Source organism: Williamsia sp. Y712 (assembly GCF_059445525.1).
Window position 1 is genome coordinate 626,082 of record NZ_JCAIUN010000001.1, and the last position, 18,509, is coordinate 644,590.

Below are 18,509 nucleotides of genomic sequence, written 5' to 3' on the forward strand. Positions count from 1 at the left end.
GTGAGTTTGCAAGGTGGGACGACCATCGCCGGCCGTTATCGGCTGATGCGGCTGATCGCAACCGGCGGCATGGGCCAGGTGTGGGAAACCATGGACACCAGGCTGGGCCGCCGCGTCGCCGTGAAGGTCCTCAAGGCTGAGTTCTCCGACGATCCCGAGTTCCTCGAGCGTTTCCGCACCGAGGCCCGCACCACCGCCCAGCTGAATCATCCGGGCATCGCCAACGTCTTCGACTACGGCGAAGCGCAGGACCCGGGTGCCGGATCTGTCGCCTACCTGGTGATGGAACTGGTCAACGGTGAGCCCCTCAACGCGGTGTTGTCGCGGGTCGGGCGCCTGTCGTTGCACAACGCGTTGGACATGCTCGAACAAACCGGCCGGGCTCTCAAGGCCGCGCACGATGCCGGTCTGGTCCATCGCGACGTCAAACCCGGCAACATCCTGATCACCCCGACCGGTCAGGTGAAGATCACCGACTTCGGTATCGCCAAGGCCGTCGACGCCGCCCCGGTCACGCAGACCGGCATGGTCATGGGCACTGCGCAGTACATCTCGCCCGAGCAGGCGCTCGGAGAGGATGCGACCGCGGCATCGGACGTGTACTCGCTCGGAGTCGTCGGCTACGAGGCGATCTCCGGTCGCCGCCCGTTCCTCGGGGACGGCGCCATCACCGTCGCGATGAAACACATCCGCGAAGAAGCGCCGCCGCTACCGACGGATCTGCCTGCCAACGTCCGTGAACTCATCGAGATCACGATGGCCAAGGACCCCCATCAGCGCTACTCCGACGGTGGCGAGTTCGCCAACGCCGTCGCAGCGGTGCGTGCAGGCCGTCGTCCGCCACCGCCCGGCACGGCCGCTGCCGCGTCCCGTCCCGCCACCGCGGCGATGGCTCCGCCTGCCACCACCAGCGCCGTTCGGGCCACCCCACCTCCGAAAGGTCCGGCGACGCCGCCTCCCGGGTCACAGGACGGATGGTCTGGCGGACAAAAGGCGCTGGCCGCTGTCGCGGTGCTGCTGCTCCTCGGAGCGCTCATCGCCGTCGGCTTCCTGTTGATGTCCTCCAATGACGACCCCGACACCCCGTCGCCGAGTTCGTCGAGGCCCCGGACAACGACGACCACCACCACGGTGCCGCGGACCACCGAGGAAACAACCACCACGACCACGCGGACCACCACGACAACCACGACGACCACCGAGGACACCACGACCACCACCACGCCGGAGCCGACCACCACGACCACCACGGAACGAAGCCCGATCTTCACGCTGCCGACCATCTCGATCCCCGGGTTGCCTGCCCGTGAGGAGACCGATTCCGGGCCAGACGACGACGCGTCCACGACCACGACCACGGGTCCTGATTCAGGGAACGGTGGTTGATGGCTGTCCCAAGGCAGGTTTCAGAACGCTACGAACTGGGTGAGACGCTCGGTTTCGGTGGCATGTCCGAGGTCCATCTGGCCCGCGACCTGCTGCTGCATCGCGACGTCGCGATCAAGGTCCTGCGCGCCGACCTCGCCCGCGACCCCACGTTCTACCTCCGCTTCCGGCGTGAGGCCCAGAATGCGGCGGCGCTGAATCACCCGACGATCGTGTCGGTGTTCGACACCGGTGAGGCCGAAACGCCCGAGGGGCCATTGCCTTTCATCGTGATGGAGTTCGTCGACGGCGAGACCCTGCGCGACGTGCTGCGGGCCGAAGGTCATGTCAGCCCCCGGCAGGCAATGACCTGGATCGCCGATGTTGCTGCAGCCCTGCACTTTTCGCACCAGAACGGCATCGTCCATCGCGACGTGAAGCCGGCGAACATCATGATCGACAAGTCCGGTGCGGTCAAGGTGATGGACTTCGGCATCGCCCGCGCCATGTCGGACACCGGCAACTCGATGACCCAGACGGCTGCGGTCATCGGCACCGCCCAGTACCTGTCGCCCGAACAAGCCCGTGGTGAGAGCGTCGACGCCCGTAGCGACGTGTATTCCCTGGGTTGTGTGCTCTTCGAATTGCTCACCGGAGAGCCCCCGTTCACCGGCGACTCCCCCGTGGCCGTGGCCTATCAACACGTCCGGGAGGATCCGCCCGTCCCGTCGTCGGTGCGCCCGGGTATCCCACCCGAGCTCGACTCGATCGTGCTCAAGGCGATGAGCAAGAACCCGGCGAACCGCTACCAGTCGGCCGCCGAGATGCGTTCGGATCTGATCAAGGTGCTCGCAGGCGGCAAACCGAGTGCGCCGATGGTGATGAGCGACGAGGACCGTACCGCCCTGATCGACACCGGGCCCCGTGCCCGGGTTGCCCGGGTCGGAGCCGCGGGCTCACCTGGCCGCGGCGATGACGATCCGCCGCCGAAGCGTCACAAGGCCCTTAAATACGCGGCCATGAGCGCACTTGCACTCCTGGCGGTCGTGGCCGTCACGTTGCTGTTGATCCAGCCGTGGGCTTCGGACGAGACGCCACAGATCTCCATTCCACGAGTCACGGAGATGTCCGCGGCCGACGCGCGAGCCGAACTGGAGACGATGGGTTTCCGCGTCAACCAGCGCGATGAACCGAGCGCCACCGTCCCCGAGGGCAATCCGACACGCACCACACCTGGTGAGGGCGTATCGGCCGACAAGGGCTCGACGGTGACGCTGTACGTCTCGGCCGGTCCGCAGCGCCAGCAGGTGCCCGACGTGAGGGGACGCACGCTGGATCTGGCGACCGCTGAACTGAACAATCTCGGATTCGGCAACGTCAGATCGGTCGAGGTCAGTTCCACCGCTGAGCTCAAGGGCAAGGTGGTGGGCACCGACCCGCCGGCACGCAGCACCCAGACGGTCACGACCCTGATAACCATGCAGGTCGGAACCGGGCCTCGCCTGGTCACCGTGCCCGACCTGACCGGTCAGCGACTGCAACAGGCACGGACCAATCTGACGCAACTTCGACTGGAGATCTCACCGATCGAGGCTGATTCCGAACTGCCGCAGGGCACGGTCATCAGTACCTCACCGAACGCCGGCGAAGAGGTGGACGAAGGCAGCATCATCCAGGTGACGGTCAGTCGCGGCAACATGTACGTGGTGCCCGATCTGCGTGGGCGCACTGCCGCCCAGGCAGAGACACAGCTGGCGACGGCTGGATGGGAACGCGGCACCATCACGTCGGTCCCGCGCAACGTCCCGCTCGGCAGTTCCGACGACGGCAAGATTCTCGATCAGACACCGTCACCGGGGACCTTGGCACGCAAGGACGGAGCGATCACGATCACCGTCGGTCGGGCTGCACTGCTGCCCTAGTACCTGGCCGTTCGGCCCCTCGCCGCGCCGGAAGGTGTGACGGGGTGGTACACCCTTCATAAGTGAGATTTGACGCACACGTACCGAACGAAGGGTCCCGCACCGATGACTAGCCTGTTCCGCGCACCGAAATCCGACCATACCGCCGTGCAGTTGCTGCTTCGCGCCGCCATCGGCGGGACCATGATCGCCCACGGCATCAAGCACGGCCGCAGCCTCGAAGGCACCGCCGGATGGTTCGGATCGATCGGTTTCCGTCAGCCGAAGCTGCAGGCGCAGGCCTCTGCCGTGGTGGAGGTCGGGGCCGGGGCCGCGATCGTCGCCGGAGCCGGGACCCCGCTCGCCGCGGCCGCGGTCGTCGGCACGATGGCGGTCGCCGCCCGCTCGGTGCATCAGCCCAACGGCTTCTTCATCACCTCGGAGGGCTGGGAGTACGTCGCCAACCTCGCTGCCGCCGCGGTCGCCCTTGCCGCCATCGGACCCGGCCGTTTCAGCGTCGACCGCGCCCTGGGTCTGGACAGCAAGCTCAGCACCAACCAGGGTGCCGCCCTGGCGGCGGGTGTGGGACTGGCGGCCGCCGGCGTGCAGCTCGCCGCCTTCCATCGGCCGGTCTCCAAGTAACCACACACCAAAACACAGGGCATCAAAACGCCGGGCACCAAAACACCGGGCACCAAAAACACAGGCCGGCGACCCTCATCGGGTCGTCGGCCTGTGTTGTGTGAGGTGCGCTCAGCGGGTCACGGGCGCGGTCCACATACCCGCCATGGCATCGATCAGATCGGTTCCGAAGTCGTCCCAGCTCGCAGTGTCAGCCGTGTCGTCGGTCGCCAGCTGGAGTTCGCGTTCGGCACACATGTGCGTCATCAGCAGTCGTCCCATCGTGGCGCGCGCGACGCGGATGTCCGCAGGCAGGTGCGCAAGCGTCGCCCCGAAGCCCTGCACCATCGGAGTCAACGACGGGGACACCCGTTCGGTCTGCTGATAAGCCAGCATCCGCAGGGACGGATCGGTCTGGACCTGCGCATTGAACCGGGCGTACCAGCTCGGCGTGCCGAGCTCGGCCATGTGCTGCGTCGACGGCCGTACGAGACACGAGATCCACGCGCGGATGTCGGTGGAACCCTCGGTTTCCTCGAGCAGCTTCGCGCGGGACTCCTCGATCTGCAGGGAGTGTTTGTTGACGATCGCCAGGACCAGATCGGTCTTGGTGCCGAAGTGGTATCCCACTGCCGCGTTGTTGCCTTGGCCCGCGGCCTCGCTCACCTGGCGATTCGAAATCGCAAAGACGCCCTCTTCGGCAAAGAGTCGTTCGGCAGCGGTGAGGATGAGCTCGCGCGTCGCCACCGCACGCGTCGATTTTGATCCAGCCGTCGCAGTCATCGACTCACTTCCGCGTTGTGATTCAGGCCAGGACCTATGGGATGAGCCCTGTTCCTGACGCCATTCAACCGTCATTCGGCCACATGGTCAATCAGTTGATTTAGCAACGGCTTGCAATGTTCCCGATATTTGATCCCGATGACATGGGTCACCTCCACCCCCGGCCAGTTGACTGAACCACAATCAGGATCTAGTTTTGGATAAGTCAATTGACTGATTGATGCTCTCGAAAGCACGCCTGATGGAGTCTGCCGATGTCGTCCGCCGAAAACTCAGGCTCTGACCAGCGCATCGACACCAACCCGACGGCCATCGTCGCGGTCCTGGCATTCTCCGGTGTGGTCGCCGCCCTGACCCACACCATGATCATTCCGATCATTCCCCTGTTGCCCGGGCTACTCGACGCGTCGGCGTCCAACACCGCCTGGGCGATCACCGCCACCCTGCTCGCGGCCAGTGTCTCCGTCCCGATGATGGGCCGCCTCGGCGACATGTTCGGCAAACGCCGCATATTGCTGGTCTGCTTCTCGCTACTCATCGCCGGTTCGATGGTCTGCGCACTGGCCTCCGACATCGTCACCCTCATCATCGGCCGGTCGCTGCAGGGCATGGCAGCCGGTGTCATCCCCCTGGGCATCAGTGTCATGCGCGACATGCTGCCTGCCAAGAAGCTGCCCGGCGCCGTCGCGACCATGAGTTCCTCACTCGGTGTCGGCGGTGCGCTGGGCCTACCTGTTTCGGCCCTGATCGCCGAGTTCTCCAACTGGCACGTTCTGTTCTGGGCGTCGGCCGCAATGGGCATCATCGCCACCGTGCTGGTGATTGTTGTTGTGCCCGAATCGAATTTGCGGAGCGGAGGTAGCTTCGACTTCGGTGGGGCACTGTCACTGTCGGTCGCGATGGTCTCGATGCTGCTCGCGATCTCCAAGGGCGCCGACTGGGGCTGGACCTCTTCGACGACAATCGGTTTGGCGATCCTGGCCGCAGTGTTCTTCGTCATCTGGGCCTGGTGGGAACTACGGGTGTCGCAACCGCTGGTCGACCTGCGGGTCAGTGTCCGACCCCAGGTGCTCTTCACCAACATGGCCTCCATCGTTCTCGGGTTCGCCATGTTCTCGATGAGTCTGGTGTTCCCCCAGGTCTTACAGTTGCCAACCGCCACCGGCTACGGCCTCGGGCAGTCGATGCTGGTCGCCGGAGTCGTGATGGCACCCTCCGGACTGATGATGATGCTGGTCTCGCCGCTGTCCGCGCACATCACGACAACCCGAGGTCCCAAGACCACGTTGATGTTCGGCGCGATCGCCGTGGCAATCGCCTACGGAATCGGCGTGATGTTCATGCACTCGATCTGGCAGATGGTGCTCATCTCGATCATCGTCGGCTTCGGCATCGGTTTGGCCTACGGCGCCATGCCTGCTCTGATCATGGGTGCGGTACCGGCGGCCGAAACCGGTGCCGCCAACAGTTTCAACACGTTGATGCGCTCTGTCGGAACATCTTTCGCCAGTGCCATCGCCGGGGTGATCCTGGCGCAGATGACGATGTCGTTGGGTTCGACGACCGTTCCCACCGAAAGCGCGTTCCGCATCGTCATGGCCTGCGGCGCCGTGGCATCGCTGCTTTCCTTCGGAATCGCCTGGTTCATCCCAAAGTTCAGCATTTCCGCCGCCCAGCTCGAGGTGAACACGGCAGGCGAGAACAGCGAATCGCTCTCTTCGACTCGTTGAAGGATGCACAGCCTTCGACCGGGGACCCGGGGATCAGGCAGGCGTCCGCCCCGATTTCTCGGCACCCATCCCCGAGAACCCGACCGAGTAGCCACCGTCGGCCGGCATCAGGACACCGGTGACATACGAAGAAGCGTCGCTGGCGAAAAACAATGCTGCCGAGGCTATTTCCTCGGGCATACCCCACCGATCCATCGGGATACCCGGCACCCGCGTGGCTCCCGGAGGTGGCACCGGATGCTCCTTGGACATGGCGACCAAGCCCGTCCACACCGTCCCCGGGCACACCGCATTGACCCGGATGTTGTTGTCCACGTAGTCGAGGGCCCCGGTTTTGGTCAGCTGATTGACGCCTGCCTTGGCCGCCCCGTAGACACCGTGATGTTTGAAGCCCACCATGGCCGTCATCGAAGAGATGTTCACGATGGATCCGCCGCCGGACTCGAGCATCGACAGAACCCCGTATTTCATGCACAGGAACACCCCCCGCAAATTCACATCGTGAACGCGGTCCCAGTCCTCGGTGCTCTGCAGGTGCAGGGGCATCATCGTGCCGCCGAAGCCCGCGTTGTTGACCAGGATGTCGACCCGCCCGAACGATTCTTCCGCGGTCGCGATCATGCGCTGGACATCCTCCTCCTTGCTGATATCCGCCTGGACGCCGACCGCACCCTCGCCGATCTCCTCGGCAACGTCGAGAGCGCGTCCGGTTATGCTCGCGCACAACACCTTCGCCCCCTCTGCGGCGAACCGGTGCGCGATCGACTTCCCGATCCCGGAGCCTGCCCCGGTGACGACGGCGACCTTGTCTTTCAGTTGCATGTTCAGTTCCTCTGTACGTCGTGGCCTCTGGGGGTGCCGTGGCTGCTCAGGTGATCGGCTCGGTTCCGGCAAGGGTGGTCCGATGCATCCGGCGCGCTTCGGTCCGGTCGAAAGGACAGGCTCGATGCAGCAGGCCGAGGTTGTCCCACAGGACCATGTCGCCCACCTGCCACTCGTGCCGCAACACCCGATCCGGCGAGGTGGCGCGCTTCTCCAGATCGGCAAGCAGTGCGCGGCCCTCGTCGAAGTCCATTCCCACGACGTGAGAGGCGCTGTGCCCGAAGACCAATGACCGCCGCCCGGACCGGTGTTCCCACACCAGCGGATGTTCACGTTCGGGCCACGTGGCCCAGTCCTCGAGCTGTTCCGGTGTCGGGTCCGGGTAGCTGCGTCGCTGTATCGCCTCGAACGTATGCAATACCCGCAGGTCTGCATATCGTTCCTTCTCTTCGTCGGTCAGCACGTCATAGGCCGCGTACGTGCTGCTGAACTCTGTCTCACCGCCGTCGCTCGCGAGCACATGCGCAGTCAGTGCCACGGCTTTCGCAGGCGTCTCGTCCATCGAACCGTCGAAATGCCAATGGTCGTTGCTCGAGAAGTAACGCACATTCGGATTCGACGGCTCGAAACTGATCTCCATGACGTCCGGATTCGGATAAGCGGGAAATTGCACCACATCACCGAGTTTCCGGCAGAACTCAACCTGCACCTCGTCGTCGATGGGCAGACCTCGCAGCAGCAGAACGCCGTGTTCTTCCAGCGCGGCCATGCATGCCGTTGGCAATTCGTCGTCGTCGCGCAGGCGGTCGATATCGACGTCGAGCAGCTCGGCGCCTACGACATCGGTCAGTTTGCGGGTGGTGAGTGTGGCCATCGCGCTCTCCTTTTCATCATTGCGGCAGCAAATCCGCCGGTCATGAATGGATGTGTATGCAATGTAGGTCTTCCTCATAACTATTTCAATCCTTGCTAGGATTGAGATTGAGCGTGTATGCAATAAGGACACCGATTGCCTGTCGGCAACTCAGGGCCCCACCACTCGAGGGAGATCGCTCATGGTCGATGCGTTGGGTTGGCGACTGAAATTAGGAGTCGTCACACCTTCGGTGAATACCGTCGTTCAGCCCGAATACGACGACATGCGGCCTACAGGTGTCACCAACCACATCGGGCGCATCCACATCCCCGACCGGGTCACCAGCAACGACGACGATTTCGAACTGTTGGTTCGCGACATCGATCGCGGACTCGATGATGCCGTCGAGCGGGTCCTGACCTGTGAGCCGGACTGCATCGTCCTCGGCGTCTCGATCGAGGCGGTGTACGGCGACCCCAAAGCGGGTGCCGGTATCCAGCAACGACTTCGAGCAAAGTTCGGCGAAGACCTGCGACTCGTCCATGCCGGCGACGCGATACCGGCCGCTCTGCGCGCACTCGGTGTGAGTGACGGGCCGATCGCACTGCTCACGCCGTACCAACCTGTCTCCGAGGGGCACCTGCGGACGTTCGTCGAGAACTGCGGCTACCAGCTACACGACGCCATCCACCTGCGCGCCCCCAGCGCAGTGCAGATCGCGCACACCACAAGGGAAACCGTGCAGGAGGGATTCGACCGCCTCTCGAAGAGCCGGCCGCGTGCCATCGTCCAGTTCGGGGCCAACATGTGTGCCGGAGCAATCGCGGCCGACGCCGAACAGCGGCTCGGCCTCCCGGTGATCGCGGTCAATACCGCCACCTACTGGCATGCCCTGCGCACCAACGGAATCCCTGACCAGATCGAGGGCTTCGGCCAGCTGTTGGCGCAGCACTGACCGCACGTTCATCACCGATGGCCAGGTATTGGAGCCACACATGCCCCACGAATACCCCACATTGTTCTCGCCGATCGCCCTCGGGCCGCGCACCGCCCGCAACCGGGTCTGGATGACGGCACATGCCACGGAGTTCTCCACCGACGGCACGTTCGCCGACGCCAGCGCGGACTACTACGCCGAACGTGCTCGCGGAGGCGTCGGCGTCATCACCATGGAGGCCATGGCAGTTCATCCGACAAGCCAACCGCGACGCGGGGTGATACTCGCCTACGACAGCGCCGTGGTCGACAGTTACCGCACGGTGGTGCAGGCCGTCCATCCACACGGAACCCTTTTGCTGGCACAACTGTGGCATCGGGGAAGGCAGACCGACGGGATCATCAGCCGTCTGCCGACCTGGGCACCGAGCGCTGTGCCCGACACGGTCTACCGCGAGATCCCCCACGAGATGTCGCTGCCCGAGATCGACGAACTGGTGGCGCACTACGTGCGGGCCGCCGGGTACGCGATCGAGGGCGGGGTCGACGGTATCGAGGTCCACGGGCTGGCCCACGGCTACCTGCTCGGTCAATTCCTTTCTCCGGCAACCAATCATCGCACCGACGCTTACGGTGGTTCATTCGAGAATCGGATGCGCATCGTACGTCGGATCGTCGACGAGGTCCGGCAGGCCGTCCCCGCGGACCGCATCCTCGGAATCCGGCTCAACAGTAGCGACGGCGATTCCGCAGCCGGTCTGACCAACGCCGACTGGGTCCAGATCGCCGTCGAGATCGAGCGCTGGGGCGCCGTCGACTACATCTCCACCAGCCAGGGCACCTATCTGGACCGGATGCAGATCTATGGGACATCTGCTGCCCGACCCGCCGGATACGAGGTCGCCGACACCGCCGCGATCACCCGGGCGGTCTCGGTGCCCGTCGTCGCGGTCGGCCGCATCACCACACCGGAAATGGCCGAAGACGTACTCGCCACGGGCAGAGCACAATTCGTCGGTATGGCGCGCCAGCTCATCGCCGATCCGCGCTGGCCGGAGAAGGCCCAGCGGGGACGCTCCGACACCATTCGGCCCTGCATCGGCTCGAACTGGTGCGTCGCCTCGTTCGCGCGAGGCCCACTCGCCTGCATACACAATCCGAAGGTCGGCCGCGAACGCGTATTCGCCCTCGACGATGTCAGATCTCGGCGGCCACGCACCGTCGCGGTCGTCGGCGGTGGACCAGCGGGACTGCGTGCGGCCCTCACGGCATCCGAACTCGGCCACGAGGTGACGCTTTTCGAGCAGGAATCCAGACTCGGCGGGCAGGTCGGACTGATCGCGAAGGCCGACTCGTACGGCGAGTGGTCGGGCGTCACCGACTGGCTGACAACGCAACTCGAAGGCAGCAACGTCAAGATCGCGCTCGGGCACCGGGCGAGCGCAGACGATCTCATCGGACACTACGACGCGGCGGTGATCGCCACCGGATCCACACCGATCCGGCACGGCTGGACATCGCGTCATCCCGACCGCTGGGTGTCGGCCTCGGCGCTACCCGGCTCCGATCAGTGGAACGTCTACACGCCCGCGGACATCCTCACCGGCCGCACCGAAATACCTCACCGCGTCCTGATCGTCGACGACACCGGTGACCGGCAAGCATTTGTCACCGCCGAGTACCTTCTCAGCCGACGCCATCCGGTACACATCGTCTCGCAATACCCCCAGCTCGGACACGCCTTCGCCGATGCCCACGACCTTCCGTTCGCATTCGGGCAACTACGCAGGGCGGGAATGACATTCACTCCCGGAACCGAGGTGACCGAGATCGACGGTGACACTGTGACGGTGAAAGATGTGTACACACAGGAGACTTCGGTTCTCACCGACATCGACGCCATCGTGCTGGTTCTCGGCAACACCGCCGACGATGCGCTGGCCCGTGAGCTCGACGGCAACGGCGTCGATGTCCAGGTGGTCGGAGACGCGCAGGCGCCGCGGCGAATCTTCAACGCCATCTGGGAAGGCGAGCAGGCCGCCCGAAACCTCTGAACCCTCGCCAGGCCGCCGCCGAAACAAGTGAACCTGTCAGCAACGAACTCGGGGGGAGTTGGGAGGTGCCTGGCGGCGCCTGTTGCTGACAGGTTCGCCCAATACGGTGTGGACCGTGGGCGCGTGCCGATAAATTGGGGGTTCATCGAGAGAGAGCCCAGCGGCGAGCGAGAGCGTGGCCCCGTCAGTGCTCCGGCTGTGCCCGTATTGATGAGGGGGTTCGCGACCATGGACGGAAAAACCCTGCAGAACACAGCCCAAAGGTGTGCTGAGAACCTCCCGGCAACCACGCTGGACCCCTTCGAACCCGGCTGGAAGGCCGCCAGAGTCCACGAAAAATGGTTCATGCTGATGACCGAGGTTCCGCAGGATTCCCAAATGCGGGACCTGGCCGGCCAGCCGGTCGTGATCGTCAAGTCCGACCCGAGCGACGCCGCAGCCCTTCGTGAGGCTTACGCGGACATCACTGCCGGTTACCACATGAACAAGCGGCACTGGATCACGCTGGCTCCCGGCGACTCCATCGACACGAGTCTGGTCGAGGAACTGGTGACCGAATCCTACAGACTCGTGGTTGACACGCTGCCCAGATCTCGCCGGCCCGTCGATCCCGAAGACGGTCGGTGACTGACTGCGACCCGCCCGCCTGCGACCTCGCCGGCCAGAAGCTGCAGCACGTCAACCAGGTTGCGAGACAGGTCATCCTGATCGTCACCGACGATCCGGACGAAGGGATCATCGCCGTCAGGTCAGAGCAGGCGCGAGCTCTGCAAGGTGGATACGCCACCTCACACGTGGCGTCGAATTCACGAACTCCGCCAGAGACTTTCACGACCTGGTCGTCTCGTTCACACCCAACGCCACCATTCGTTACGCCGTCGGCAGCTGCGTCGCCCTGTGGTCCGCCCAGGAAGAGGCGTGGGCAGAAGCCCGCCCGGCACGGCGAGTACCCCTCTGAACACGAAGCGGAAGGTGCGGTGCACGCCCACCGCCGCCTCGTCGAGGAGATCGCAGCCGGACGTGCCGACGAGGCCGAACGTCTGGCCCGAGCCCACCTGGCCGCGACCCAGGCATTTGTACTCGAGCGCTTCGGCGATCAGATCGTCAACGCATCGGCAGCCATGTCGCGCCAGGCGATCCACGCCGGCCGACGCTCGCGGATGTGACGTCACGCCACCGACCGACGCGGGCGGGCGTCAGCCCAGCGCTGCGGCGACCTGTGCCTCGAGGGTGTTGACCTGACCATCGGGTACGGCCATGCCACACACCGTCAGCCAGTTGGCGAGCATCCGATGGCCACCCTGGGTGAGCACGCTCTCCGGATGGAACTGAACGCCATGGATAGGGAGTTCGCGGTGGTGCATCGCCATCACGATCCCGGTATCGGTCTGGGCGGTCACCACCAACTCGTCCGGGATGGTCTCCGGCAACACCGTCAGTGAGTGATATCTGGTGGCGATGAATGGGTTCGGCAGGCCGGCCAGAACACCCTCACTGTTGTGGGCCACCAAAGAGGTCTTGCCGTGTAGGAGTTCCGGTGCGCGGTCGACGGTTGCGCCGAACGCGGCGCCGATGGCCTGGTGGCCCAGGCAGACCCCGAGCAAGGGGGTACCGGCAGCGGCCGCGGCACCCACCAGCGACATTGTCGCGCCTGCGCGCTGCGGCGTCCCCGGTCCCGGTGAGAGCAACACACCATCGAATTGCGCCACCGCGGCCGCTGGATCGGCCAGCCGCTCGTCGTCGTTGCGCCAGACCTGGGCATGGACACCGAGTTGTCCGAGATATTGGACAAGGTTGTAGACGAAGCTGTCGTAGTTGTCGACAACCAGGATCTGCACAGGGGCGCCAGGGTTCACGTCGACAGGCTACCTGGGTCGATGCCGCGAGCTCACCCCACTTTCCGGGTAGCCGCAGAACTCCGGCACCCGGCGACGGGTGGGTTAGGTTATAGGGAAACGTTTGTACCCGCGAACCGAGGAAGTCATGCCCAAGTCAAAGGTCCGCAAGAAGACCGATTACACGATCAACCCTGCCAGCCGCACACCGGTGAAAGTGAAGGCCGGTCCCTCCGGCACCATCTTCGTTTCGGTGATGCTCGGCCTGATGCTGCTGGGCCTGGCCTGGCTCATGGTTTTCTACCTTGTCGCCACGCCCGAGTCCCTCGGCGCCCCCGGCAAGATCCTCAACTGGATGTACGAGCTCGGTTCGTGGAACTTCCTGATCGGATTCGGGTTCATGGTTGCCGGTCTCGTGATGACGATGAAGTGGCGTTGAGCTGCAGCTTCAATGATTCACAGGCTGTGGAACACCATGTGTGTAATTCATCCCCAGTGTGGATAACCCCTGTGGAGTGAAGTGGCGGTGAACAGCACTTTCATTCATCCACAGCTGTGGAACAACATGTGTGTAATTCATCCTCAATGTGGATAAGGCCTGTGGATAACTCTGTAAACGCACGTCTGGAATGGGCAACACCAGCACCGATGGGTGCACTGATGGTGGTCGGTGGGATTGCCCTCGGCGGCGCCGGACTTTTCTCCGGCACCGACGCGGCGGGCATGGCTCTGATGCTCATCGCCGCGCTGCTGCTTCTGCTGCTCGGCGGGCAGAGTTTGTGGATCCGTCCGAAGCTGGCCGTAGAAGGCCGCGAACTACACGTCCGCACGCTTTTCCGGGGGACGTGTAGTTATTCCTTCGACGACGTCCGTCGGGCACAGGTGCTCACGTACCCGCGGTTCGGCCGCCGGGTACCGCATCTGGAACTGGATCTGGATGATGAGCAGGCCCACGAGGGGGAACGTCTGGTCATCTACGGACGCTGGGATCTGGGCACGAACCCACTCGATGTGGCCGACGCGCTGCGCGCGGCCGGTCTACCGGTGGAAGAGCGTAAATAGCGGTTCGATCAATCCGTCAGAAGGTCAGCGTCTGGGCTTTCACGACACCGATGATCAGTGCCACCACGATCAGTAGGCCCATCGCCAGGAATCCCACCGCCGCTGCATTGCGGGGATTGCGTGATCGGGTGGGCAGCAGCTCCGGTCCGTAGACGATGCCTGCGGCCGCCGCGGCGCCGAATGCCAGGCCGCCGAAGTGGGCCCAGATCGAGATGTTCGGGATGGTGAACGAGAGCACGACGTTCAGGGCGATGATGCCCAACAGACCGGTGGCCGGGATCTTGGCCTTCAGCACCACGACCAACGTGGCACCCATCAAACCGAAGATGGCTCCCGAGGCGCCGGCGTTGATGGCCAACGGGTCGCCGAACAGCATCACCGCGGCGCTACCACCGAGCAACGAGGTCAGGTAGATCCCGACGAAACGTGCGGTACCCAGGGTCAACTCGACGTCGCGACCCAGGATGTACAGCGAGAACATGTTGATCCCGACGTGGATCAGAGAGAAATGCAAGAAGCCGGCGGTGAGCAACCGCCAATATTCGCCCGAGGCCATGAACGGCCCCCAGAGCGCGCCGTCGGCGAACACCTGCGACGACGCCACGACGTCGGTGAGACTCCTCGCCTGGGCGGCGACGATCACGAACAGGGCGATGTTGATCGCCATCAAGGTGTAGGTGGCCCAGGCGACCTTGGCACCGATGGTGCGGGCCCGGGGAACCTGACGGCCGGAGGCCCGGACGCAGTCGACACAGTGTTGGCCGACTGCGGCCGGGGTCAGACAATCGGAGCAGGCCGGACGCCCGCACCGGCTACACGCCAGTCCCGTCGGCCGATCGGGGTGCCGAACGCACACCTGGGTAGGTGGAGACGGCGATTGAGAGGCCGGGGGCTGGTATGTCACAACAGGTCAGGAAATCGTGACCCGCTCGATGACAACATCCTCCAGCGGACGGTCACGACGATCGGTGGCGACACTGCCGATCGCGTCGACGACCTTCTTCGACTCGTCGTCCTCGACGACACCGAAGATGGTGTGCTTGCGGTTCAGGTGGGGGGTGGGGCCCAGGGTGATGAAGAACTGCGAACCGTTGGTGCCCGGTCCGGCGTTCGCCATCGCCAGCAGGTACGGCTGGCTGAAGGTGAGCTCCGGGTGGAACTCGTCTTCGAACTGGTAGCCGGGGCCACCCGTGCCGGTTCCGGTGGGGTCACCGCCCTGGAGCATGAAGCCGGAGATGATCCGGTGGAAGACGGCGCCGTCGTAGAACGGTCCACTGTCGCCACCCGAGGCGTTTGCCGTCGAGTAGTCCTTGGAGCCGTCTGCCAGGCCGGTGAAGTTCGCTACCGTCTTGGGTGCGTGGTTACCGAACAGGGCGATCTTGATGTCACCTTTATTGGTGTGCAGGGTCGCGGTTGCGGTTTTCAATGCTGTGGTCACGCCCACCATGGTGCCACTTCGGCCGTGGTGCCCCGGACACAACCGGCCAGATCGCACCACCGGTGGCACTAGTGTGGAGTCGATCCCGCTGGTTCTACCCGAGGAGTTTTTTCATGAGCACACTCGAATCCGATCTGAAAGCTGTGCGAGACAAGGCGGTCGCGTTGTCCTCGAGTCAGCGTCTGCGGCTCGGTACCCACCAGAGCCTGGCAGGTCTGTCGAATGTGACCCTGGGATCACTCGGATTGGGTGGCATCGGCATCCGCAAGACCTTCGACTCTGCTGCCCTCGCCACCCGCAGCACCGGCGCAGCGGCCTGGTCTGGTGCCAAAAAACTTGGAGCCCAGGCATATTCGAAAGAAGCGGAACTTGCTGCGGACGCCCGCCGGCTGACCGACGAATACCGCCACCGCGCCGCTGACACCTTCCCCGTGCAGATCACCAATCCGACCGTGGTCTCGGGTCTGCAGCGCACCGGCCTGGCCGACGCGCTGCCGGAGCAGGTGGCAACGATCAAGCCATCGCGACGACGGCTGAAGATCGCACTCATCGCCGCCGGTGCCCTCGCAGCGGGTGCGGCCGTGTTCGCGATTTCCCGTCGCCGCCGTCCGTCACCGCCCTCGGTGGCCGCCGCTCCCCCGCGTCTGACCGATGTTCCGGTTGCCGACGAGGTCGAACCGGTCCCCGCTCCTTCATCGCCGTCATCGAACGGACAGACGGAAAGCTGACACCGGGCAGACGGGTACCGTGTGATTCGTGAGTGTTGAGAACGGGGACCCAACCCGGCGCAGTGCGCCGGTGCCCGCATGGGAGCAGCGAGGACCTCAGGGTGCACCGCCTCCCGGCTATCGGCCGCAGCCCCCGCGTCACGGCACGGGGCCTGCGCCGCAGGGTGGACGCCCGGGTCCGCCGTCGGTCAATCAGCCGCCGCCGAATCGCATCCCACCGCCCATGCCGGGATCCGGCCCGCCTCCGGGTGCGCCCTACCGGCCGGCCCCCGGCAGACCCGGACCGGGGCAATCCGGCCCACAGCCGCGCCCACCGTGGCAATCAAACCCATCCCCGGCCCCGCTGAGCGGTCCCGCTGCCGGCATCGGTTCGCCTGACGCCGGGCCCGGCAACGCATATTCACAGACCCACGACCCGGCGGACCGTCGCAATGAGAACTACGACGACTACTCCGCCGCCTATCTCGCCGACCCCGTCGAGGATCACGAAACCGGAGCACAGATGACACCCGCACCAACCTCGCGGGCTAACACGACCAACCGCACCGCGATCGCGGCGTTGGTCCTGTCGGTGATCGGCGTGACGTTCATCGCCGGGATCATCTGCGGCCACATCGCACGTGCACAGATCCGCCGCAGCGGAGAACAGGGCAGTGCGTTTGCCATCGCTGCGCTCTGGGTGGGTTACCTCTACCTGGCGGCCTCCGTGCTGGTGCTGGGCGGCTACCTCTACATCGTCGGCACCGGCAGCTGACCCAGGTTTCACCAGCCTTCCAATCCGCTTCATCTTCCGCGATCCGCTCCACCTGCAGTGCGCTGCAAGTGGAGCGGATCGTTGTATGTGGAGCGGATCTTCGGGTCAGAGCTGAGGCATGACCTTGTCGGCGATGTAGTCGATGTGCGCCAGGTCTGCCATGTCGAGCACCTGGAGATAGATCCGCGATGCGCCGGCCTGCGCGAAGGTCCCGATCTTGTCCACGATCTCGGCCGGGGATCCGGCCAGGCCGTTGGCCTTGAGTTCATCGACGTCCCGGCCGATCTTCGCCGCCCGGCGGGCGACCTCGGCGTCGTCGGCGCCCGCACACACGACCAGCGCGGCCGAGTAGACCAGCTCGTCGGGTGAGCGTCCCCGGTCGGTGCAGGCCTGCCGGACGCGGCCGAACATCTCCTGGGCCGTCTGGGCCGAGACAAACGGGACGTTGAACTCACTGGCGTACTGAGCGGCCAGCGCCGGCGTCCGCTTCTTGCCCTGACCACCGAGCAGTATCGGCGGTGTCGGGCTCTGAACGGGTTTCGGCAGTCCCGGTGAATCGGTCACGGAGTAGTGCTCCCCGGTGAACGAGAACGTCTGGCCCACCGGTGTCGTCCACAGGCCGGTGATGATCGCCAGCGACTCCTCGAGGCGGTCGAACCGCTTACCGAGCGACGGGAACGGGATGGCGTACGCATCGTGCTCGGCCTCGAACCAGCCGGCGCCGAAACCGAAGTCCACACGACCACCCGACATCTCGTCGACCTGAGCGACGGTGATCGCCAACGGTCCCGGGTAGCGGAAGGTCGCCGAGGTGACCAATGTGCCGAGACGGATCGTGGAGGTCTCCCGCGCGATGCCGGCGAGTGTGGTCCAGGCATCCGTCGGTCCGGGCAGACCCTCGGCGTTCATCGCGAGGTAGTGGTCGGAACGGAAGAAGGCCCCGTAACCCGCTGCCTCTGCGGTCTGGGCCACTGCCAGCTGATCGCTGTAGGTGGCACCCTGCTGTGGTTCGACGAAGACACGTAATTCCATGCCTCTCACTCTTGTCGGAGCGGCCTGCGGACAGCAACTCGGCCAGTGAGGCGGTGTGCGTCTTCGCGCGGCCTCAGAACGGCTCTCAGGGGGTGTGCAGCTCTGAATCGGGGCATGTTTCCCGTGAAACAATCACATTTGCGTAATTCACATTCCGACGGCGTTTGTGAAGTACCTACAGACACAAAAATGACCACCTCCCCGATTCGGGAAGATGGTCATTTTTCTGTGGAGCCTAGGAGATTCGAACTCCTGACATCTGCCTTGCAAAGGCAGCGCTCTACCAACTGAGCTAAGGCCCCGGCGCCAGTTCTCACTGACTTTCGGGCAGCCCGTGCCAAATCTCCATCTTGCGACGAGACTCGGCAAGCAGGCTCGCGACTATGAGTGCCAGTGCCGCGGCGGTGATCAAAACGAACTTCATCACGTCCCTTTCGGGTTTTCGTCCGCGGTGTGGACTCATGGTCACAGTGGGCCTAGGAGGACTTGAACCTCCGACCTCTTCGTTATCAGCGAAGCGCTCTAACCGCCTGAGCTATAGGCCCTTGAACCGAAATCAGAGATTACCCGACGTCGGCCCCACACAACAAAA

Annotated in this window: 19 protein-coding genes and 2 tRNA genes; 12 read left to right on the forward strand and 9 right to left on the reverse strand. The window is 64.5% G+C overall.

Annotated features, from left to right (window positions below; all coding sequences use genetic code 11):
* From AC1D75_RS03080 to AC1D75_RS03090, 3 genes are all read left to right on the forward strand, one after another.
* Positions 1-1,386, forward strand: coding sequence for a protein kinase domain-containing protein (locus AC1D75_RS03080; protein ID WP_495513846.1), 1,386 nt, complete (start codon positions 1-3; stop codon positions 1,384-1,386).
* The gene (pknB, locus tag AC1D75_RS03085; RefSeq protein WP_495513847.1) at positions 1,386-3,287 is read left to right on the forward strand and encodes a Stk1 family PASTA domain-containing Ser/Thr kinase; all 1,902 of its coding nucleotides are present in this window, start codon (positions 1,386-1,388) and stop codon (positions 3,285-3,287) included. The genes AC1D75_RS03080 and pknB overlap by 1 nt, the downstream gene beginning before the upstream one ends.
* Before the next feature lie 105 nt (positions 3,288-3,392).
* Entirely contained in the window at positions 3,393-3,908 is a 516-nt protein-coding gene (locus AC1D75_RS03090) for a DoxX family protein (protein WP_482136564.1), read from the forward strand.
* Positions 3,909-4,019: 111 nt separating this feature from the next.
* On the opposite strand, the gene AC1D75_RS03095 is transcribed toward AC1D75_RS03090, so the two are convergent.
* Complete coding sequence (locus tag AC1D75_RS03095) at positions 4,020-4,670, reverse strand: TetR/AcrR family transcriptional regulator (protein WP_495513848.1); 651 nt, start codon at positions 4,668-4,670, stop codon at positions 4,020-4,022.
* A 254-nt stretch (positions 4,671-4,924) separates the two neighbouring features.
* On the opposite strand from AC1D75_RS03095, the gene AC1D75_RS03100 reads away from it, so the two are divergent.
* Positions 4,925-6,400 carry an MFS transporter gene (locus tag AC1D75_RS03100; RefSeq protein WP_495513849.1) on the forward strand — a complete coding sequence of 492 codons (1,476 nt, stop codon included), beginning with the start codon at positions 4,925-4,927 and terminating at the stop codon, positions 6,398-6,400.
* A 33-nt stretch (positions 6,401-6,433) separates the two neighbouring features.
* On the opposite strand, the gene AC1D75_RS03105 is transcribed toward AC1D75_RS03100, so the two are convergent.
* Both AC1D75_RS03105 and AC1D75_RS03110 read right to left on the reverse strand, forming a co-directional pair.
* On the reverse strand, positions 6,434-7,222 hold the full coding sequence (locus AC1D75_RS03105) for an SDR family NAD(P)-dependent oxidoreductase (RefSeq protein ID WP_495513850.1): 789 nt from the start codon (positions 7,220-7,222) through the stop codon (positions 6,434-6,436).
* 46 nt (positions 7,223-7,268) lie between these two features.
* Positions 7,269-8,096, reverse strand: coding sequence for a TauD/TfdA dioxygenase family protein (locus AC1D75_RS03110; protein WP_495513851.1), 828 nt, complete (start codon positions 8,094-8,096; stop codon positions 7,269-7,271).
* Positions 8,097-8,328: 232 nt separating this feature from the next.
* Between AC1D75_RS03110 and AC1D75_RS03115 the strand changes: the two genes are divergently transcribed.
* The 4 genes from AC1D75_RS03115 (at position 8,329) to AC1D75_RS03130 (ending at position 12,234) form a co-directional block, all read left to right on the forward strand.
* The gene (locus tag AC1D75_RS03115) at positions 8,329-9,033 is read left to right on the forward strand and encodes a maleate cis-trans isomerase family protein (RefSeq protein WP_495513852.1); all 705 of its coding nucleotides are present in this window, start codon (positions 8,329-8,331) and stop codon (positions 9,031-9,033) included.
* Positions 9,034-9,073: 40 nt separating this feature from the next.
* Positions 9,074-11,068 (forward strand): FAD-dependent oxidoreductase, encoded by a 1,995-nt coding sequence (locus AC1D75_RS03120; RefSeq protein WP_495513853.1) that lies wholly within the window; start codon positions 9,074-9,076, stop codon positions 11,066-11,068.
* 228 nt (positions 11,069-11,296) lie between these two features.
* Entirely contained in the window at positions 11,297-11,695 is a 399-nt protein-coding gene (locus AC1D75_RS03125; protein ID WP_495513854.1) for an MmcQ/YjbR family DNA-binding protein, read from the forward strand.
* Positions 11,692-12,234, forward strand: coding sequence for a hypothetical protein (locus AC1D75_RS03130; protein ID WP_495513855.1), 543 nt, complete (start codon positions 11,692-11,694; stop codon positions 12,232-12,234). Before AC1D75_RS03125 ends, AC1D75_RS03130 begins: the two co-directional genes overlap by 4 nt.
* 30 nt (positions 12,235-12,264) lie before the next feature.
* Here the strand turns inward: AC1D75_RS03130 and AC1D75_RS03135 are convergent, their stop codons facing one another.
* Positions 12,265-12,906, reverse strand: coding sequence for an aminodeoxychorismate/anthranilate synthase component II (locus AC1D75_RS03135; protein WP_495515961.1), 642 nt, complete (start codon positions 12,904-12,906; stop codon positions 12,265-12,267).
* Positions 12,907-13,051: 145 nt separating this feature from the next.
* Here AC1D75_RS03135 and crgA point away from each other — a divergent pair, with 145 nt between their 5' ends.
* Positions 13,052-13,342: a cell division protein CrgA gene (crgA, locus tag AC1D75_RS03140; RefSeq protein WP_495513856.1), complete on the forward strand. Its 291-nt coding sequence runs from the start codon at positions 13,052-13,054 to the stop codon at positions 13,340-13,342.
* A gap of 161 nt (positions 13,343-13,503) precedes the next feature.
* A complete protein-coding gene (locus tag AC1D75_RS03145) occupies positions 13,504-13,965 on the forward strand; it encodes a PH domain-containing protein (protein WP_495513857.1) in 462 nt (153 codons plus the stop codon).
* A 16-nt stretch (positions 13,966-13,981) separates the two neighbouring features.
* On the opposite strand, the gene AC1D75_RS03150 is transcribed toward AC1D75_RS03145, so the two are convergent.
* Together AC1D75_RS03150 and AC1D75_RS03155 are read right to left on the reverse strand one after the other, a co-directional pair.
* The gene (locus AC1D75_RS03150; RefSeq protein ID WP_495513858.1) at positions 13,982-14,821 is read right to left on the reverse strand and encodes a rhomboid family intramembrane serine protease; all 840 of its coding nucleotides are present in this window, start codon (positions 14,819-14,821) and stop codon (positions 13,982-13,984) included.
* 54 nt (positions 14,822-14,875) lie between these two features.
* On the reverse strand, positions 14,876-15,412 hold the full coding sequence (locus AC1D75_RS03155; RefSeq protein WP_482136547.1) for a peptidylprolyl isomerase: 537 nt from the start codon (positions 15,410-15,412) through the stop codon (positions 14,876-14,878).
* Positions 15,413-15,516: 104 nt separating this feature from the next.
* Here AC1D75_RS03155 and AC1D75_RS03160 point away from each other — a divergent pair, with 104 nt between their 5' ends.
* Both AC1D75_RS03160 and AC1D75_RS03165 read left to right on the forward strand, forming a co-directional pair.
* Positions 15,517-16,131 (forward strand): hypothetical protein, encoded by a 615-nt coding sequence (locus AC1D75_RS03160; protein ID WP_495513859.1) that lies wholly within the window; start codon positions 15,517-15,519, stop codon positions 16,129-16,131.
* A 28-nt stretch (positions 16,132-16,159) separates the two neighbouring features.
* Positions 16,160-16,885, forward strand: a complete 726-nt coding sequence (locus tag AC1D75_RS03165) for a DUF4190 domain-containing protein (RefSeq protein ID WP_495513860.1) — start codon at positions 16,160-16,162, stop codon at positions 16,883-16,885.
* A 105-nt stretch (positions 16,886-16,990) separates the two neighbouring features.
* Here the strand turns inward: AC1D75_RS03165 and AC1D75_RS03170 are convergent, their stop codons facing one another.
* The 3 genes from AC1D75_RS03170 to AC1D75_RS03180 all read right to left on the reverse strand — a co-directional run bounded on the left by AC1D75_RS03170 (position 16,991) and on the right by AC1D75_RS03180 (position 18,462).
* Positions 16,991-17,917: an LLM class F420-dependent oxidoreductase gene (locus AC1D75_RS03170; protein ID WP_495513861.1), complete on the reverse strand. Its 927-nt coding sequence runs from the start codon at positions 17,915-17,917 to the stop codon at positions 16,991-16,993.
* 229 nt (positions 17,918-18,146) lie between these two features.
* Positions 18,147-18,219: transfer RNA gene (locus tag AC1D75_RS03175), tRNA-Ala, on the reverse strand.
* A gap of 169 nt (positions 18,220-18,388) precedes the next feature.
* A tRNA-Ile gene (locus AC1D75_RS03180) sits at positions 18,389-18,462 on the reverse strand.
* Between the last annotated feature and the right edge of the window lie 47 nt (positions 18,463-18,509).

Bases quoted from the DNA above. Each gene is read 5' to 3' on its own strand.
- AC1D75_RS03100 (WP_495513849.1), top strand. From the start codon at position 4,925: ATGTCGTCCGCCGAAAACTCAGGCTCTGACCAGCGCATCGACACCAAC.
- crgA (WP_495513856.1), top strand. From the start codon at position 13,052: ATGCCCAAGTCAAAGGTCCGCAAGAAGACCGATTACACGATCAACCCT.
- AC1D75_RS03105 (WP_495513850.1), bottom strand. From the start codon at position 7,222: ATGCAACTGAAAGACAAGGTCGCCGTCGTCACCGGGGCAGGCTCCGGG.
- AC1D75_RS03170 (WP_495513861.1), bottom strand. From the start codon at position 17,917: ATGGAATTACGTGTCTTCGTCGAACCACAGCAGGGTGCCACCTACAGC.
- AC1D75_RS03095 (WP_495513848.1), bottom strand. From the start codon at position 4,670: ATGACTGCGACGGCTGGATCAAAATCGACGCGTGCGGTGGCGACGCGC.
- AC1D75_RS03090 (WP_482136564.1), top strand. From the start codon at position 3,393: ATGACTAGCCTGTTCCGCGCACCGAAATCCGACCATACCGCCGTGCAG.
- AC1D75_RS03160 (WP_495513859.1), top strand. From the start codon at position 15,517: ATGAGCACACTCGAATCCGATCTGAAAGCTGTGCGAGACAAGGCGGTC.
- AC1D75_RS03125 (WP_495513854.1), top strand. From the start codon at position 11,297: ATGGACGGAAAAACCCTGCAGAACACAGCCCAAAGGTGTGCTGAGAAC.
- AC1D75_RS03110 (WP_495513851.1), bottom strand. From the start codon at position 8,096: ATGGCCACACTCACCACCCGCAAACTGACCGATGTCGTAGGCGCCGAG.
- AC1D75_RS03120 (WP_495513853.1), top strand. From the start codon at position 9,074: ATGCCCCACGAATACCCCACATTGTTCTCGCCGATCGCCCTCGGGCCG.
- pknB (WP_495513847.1), top strand. From the start codon at position 1,386: ATGGCTGTCCCAAGGCAGGTTTCAGAACGCTACGAACTGGGTGAGACG.
- AC1D75_RS03155 (WP_482136547.1), bottom strand. From the start codon at position 15,412: ATGGTGGGCGTGACCACAGCATTGAAAACCGCAACCGCGACCCTGCAC.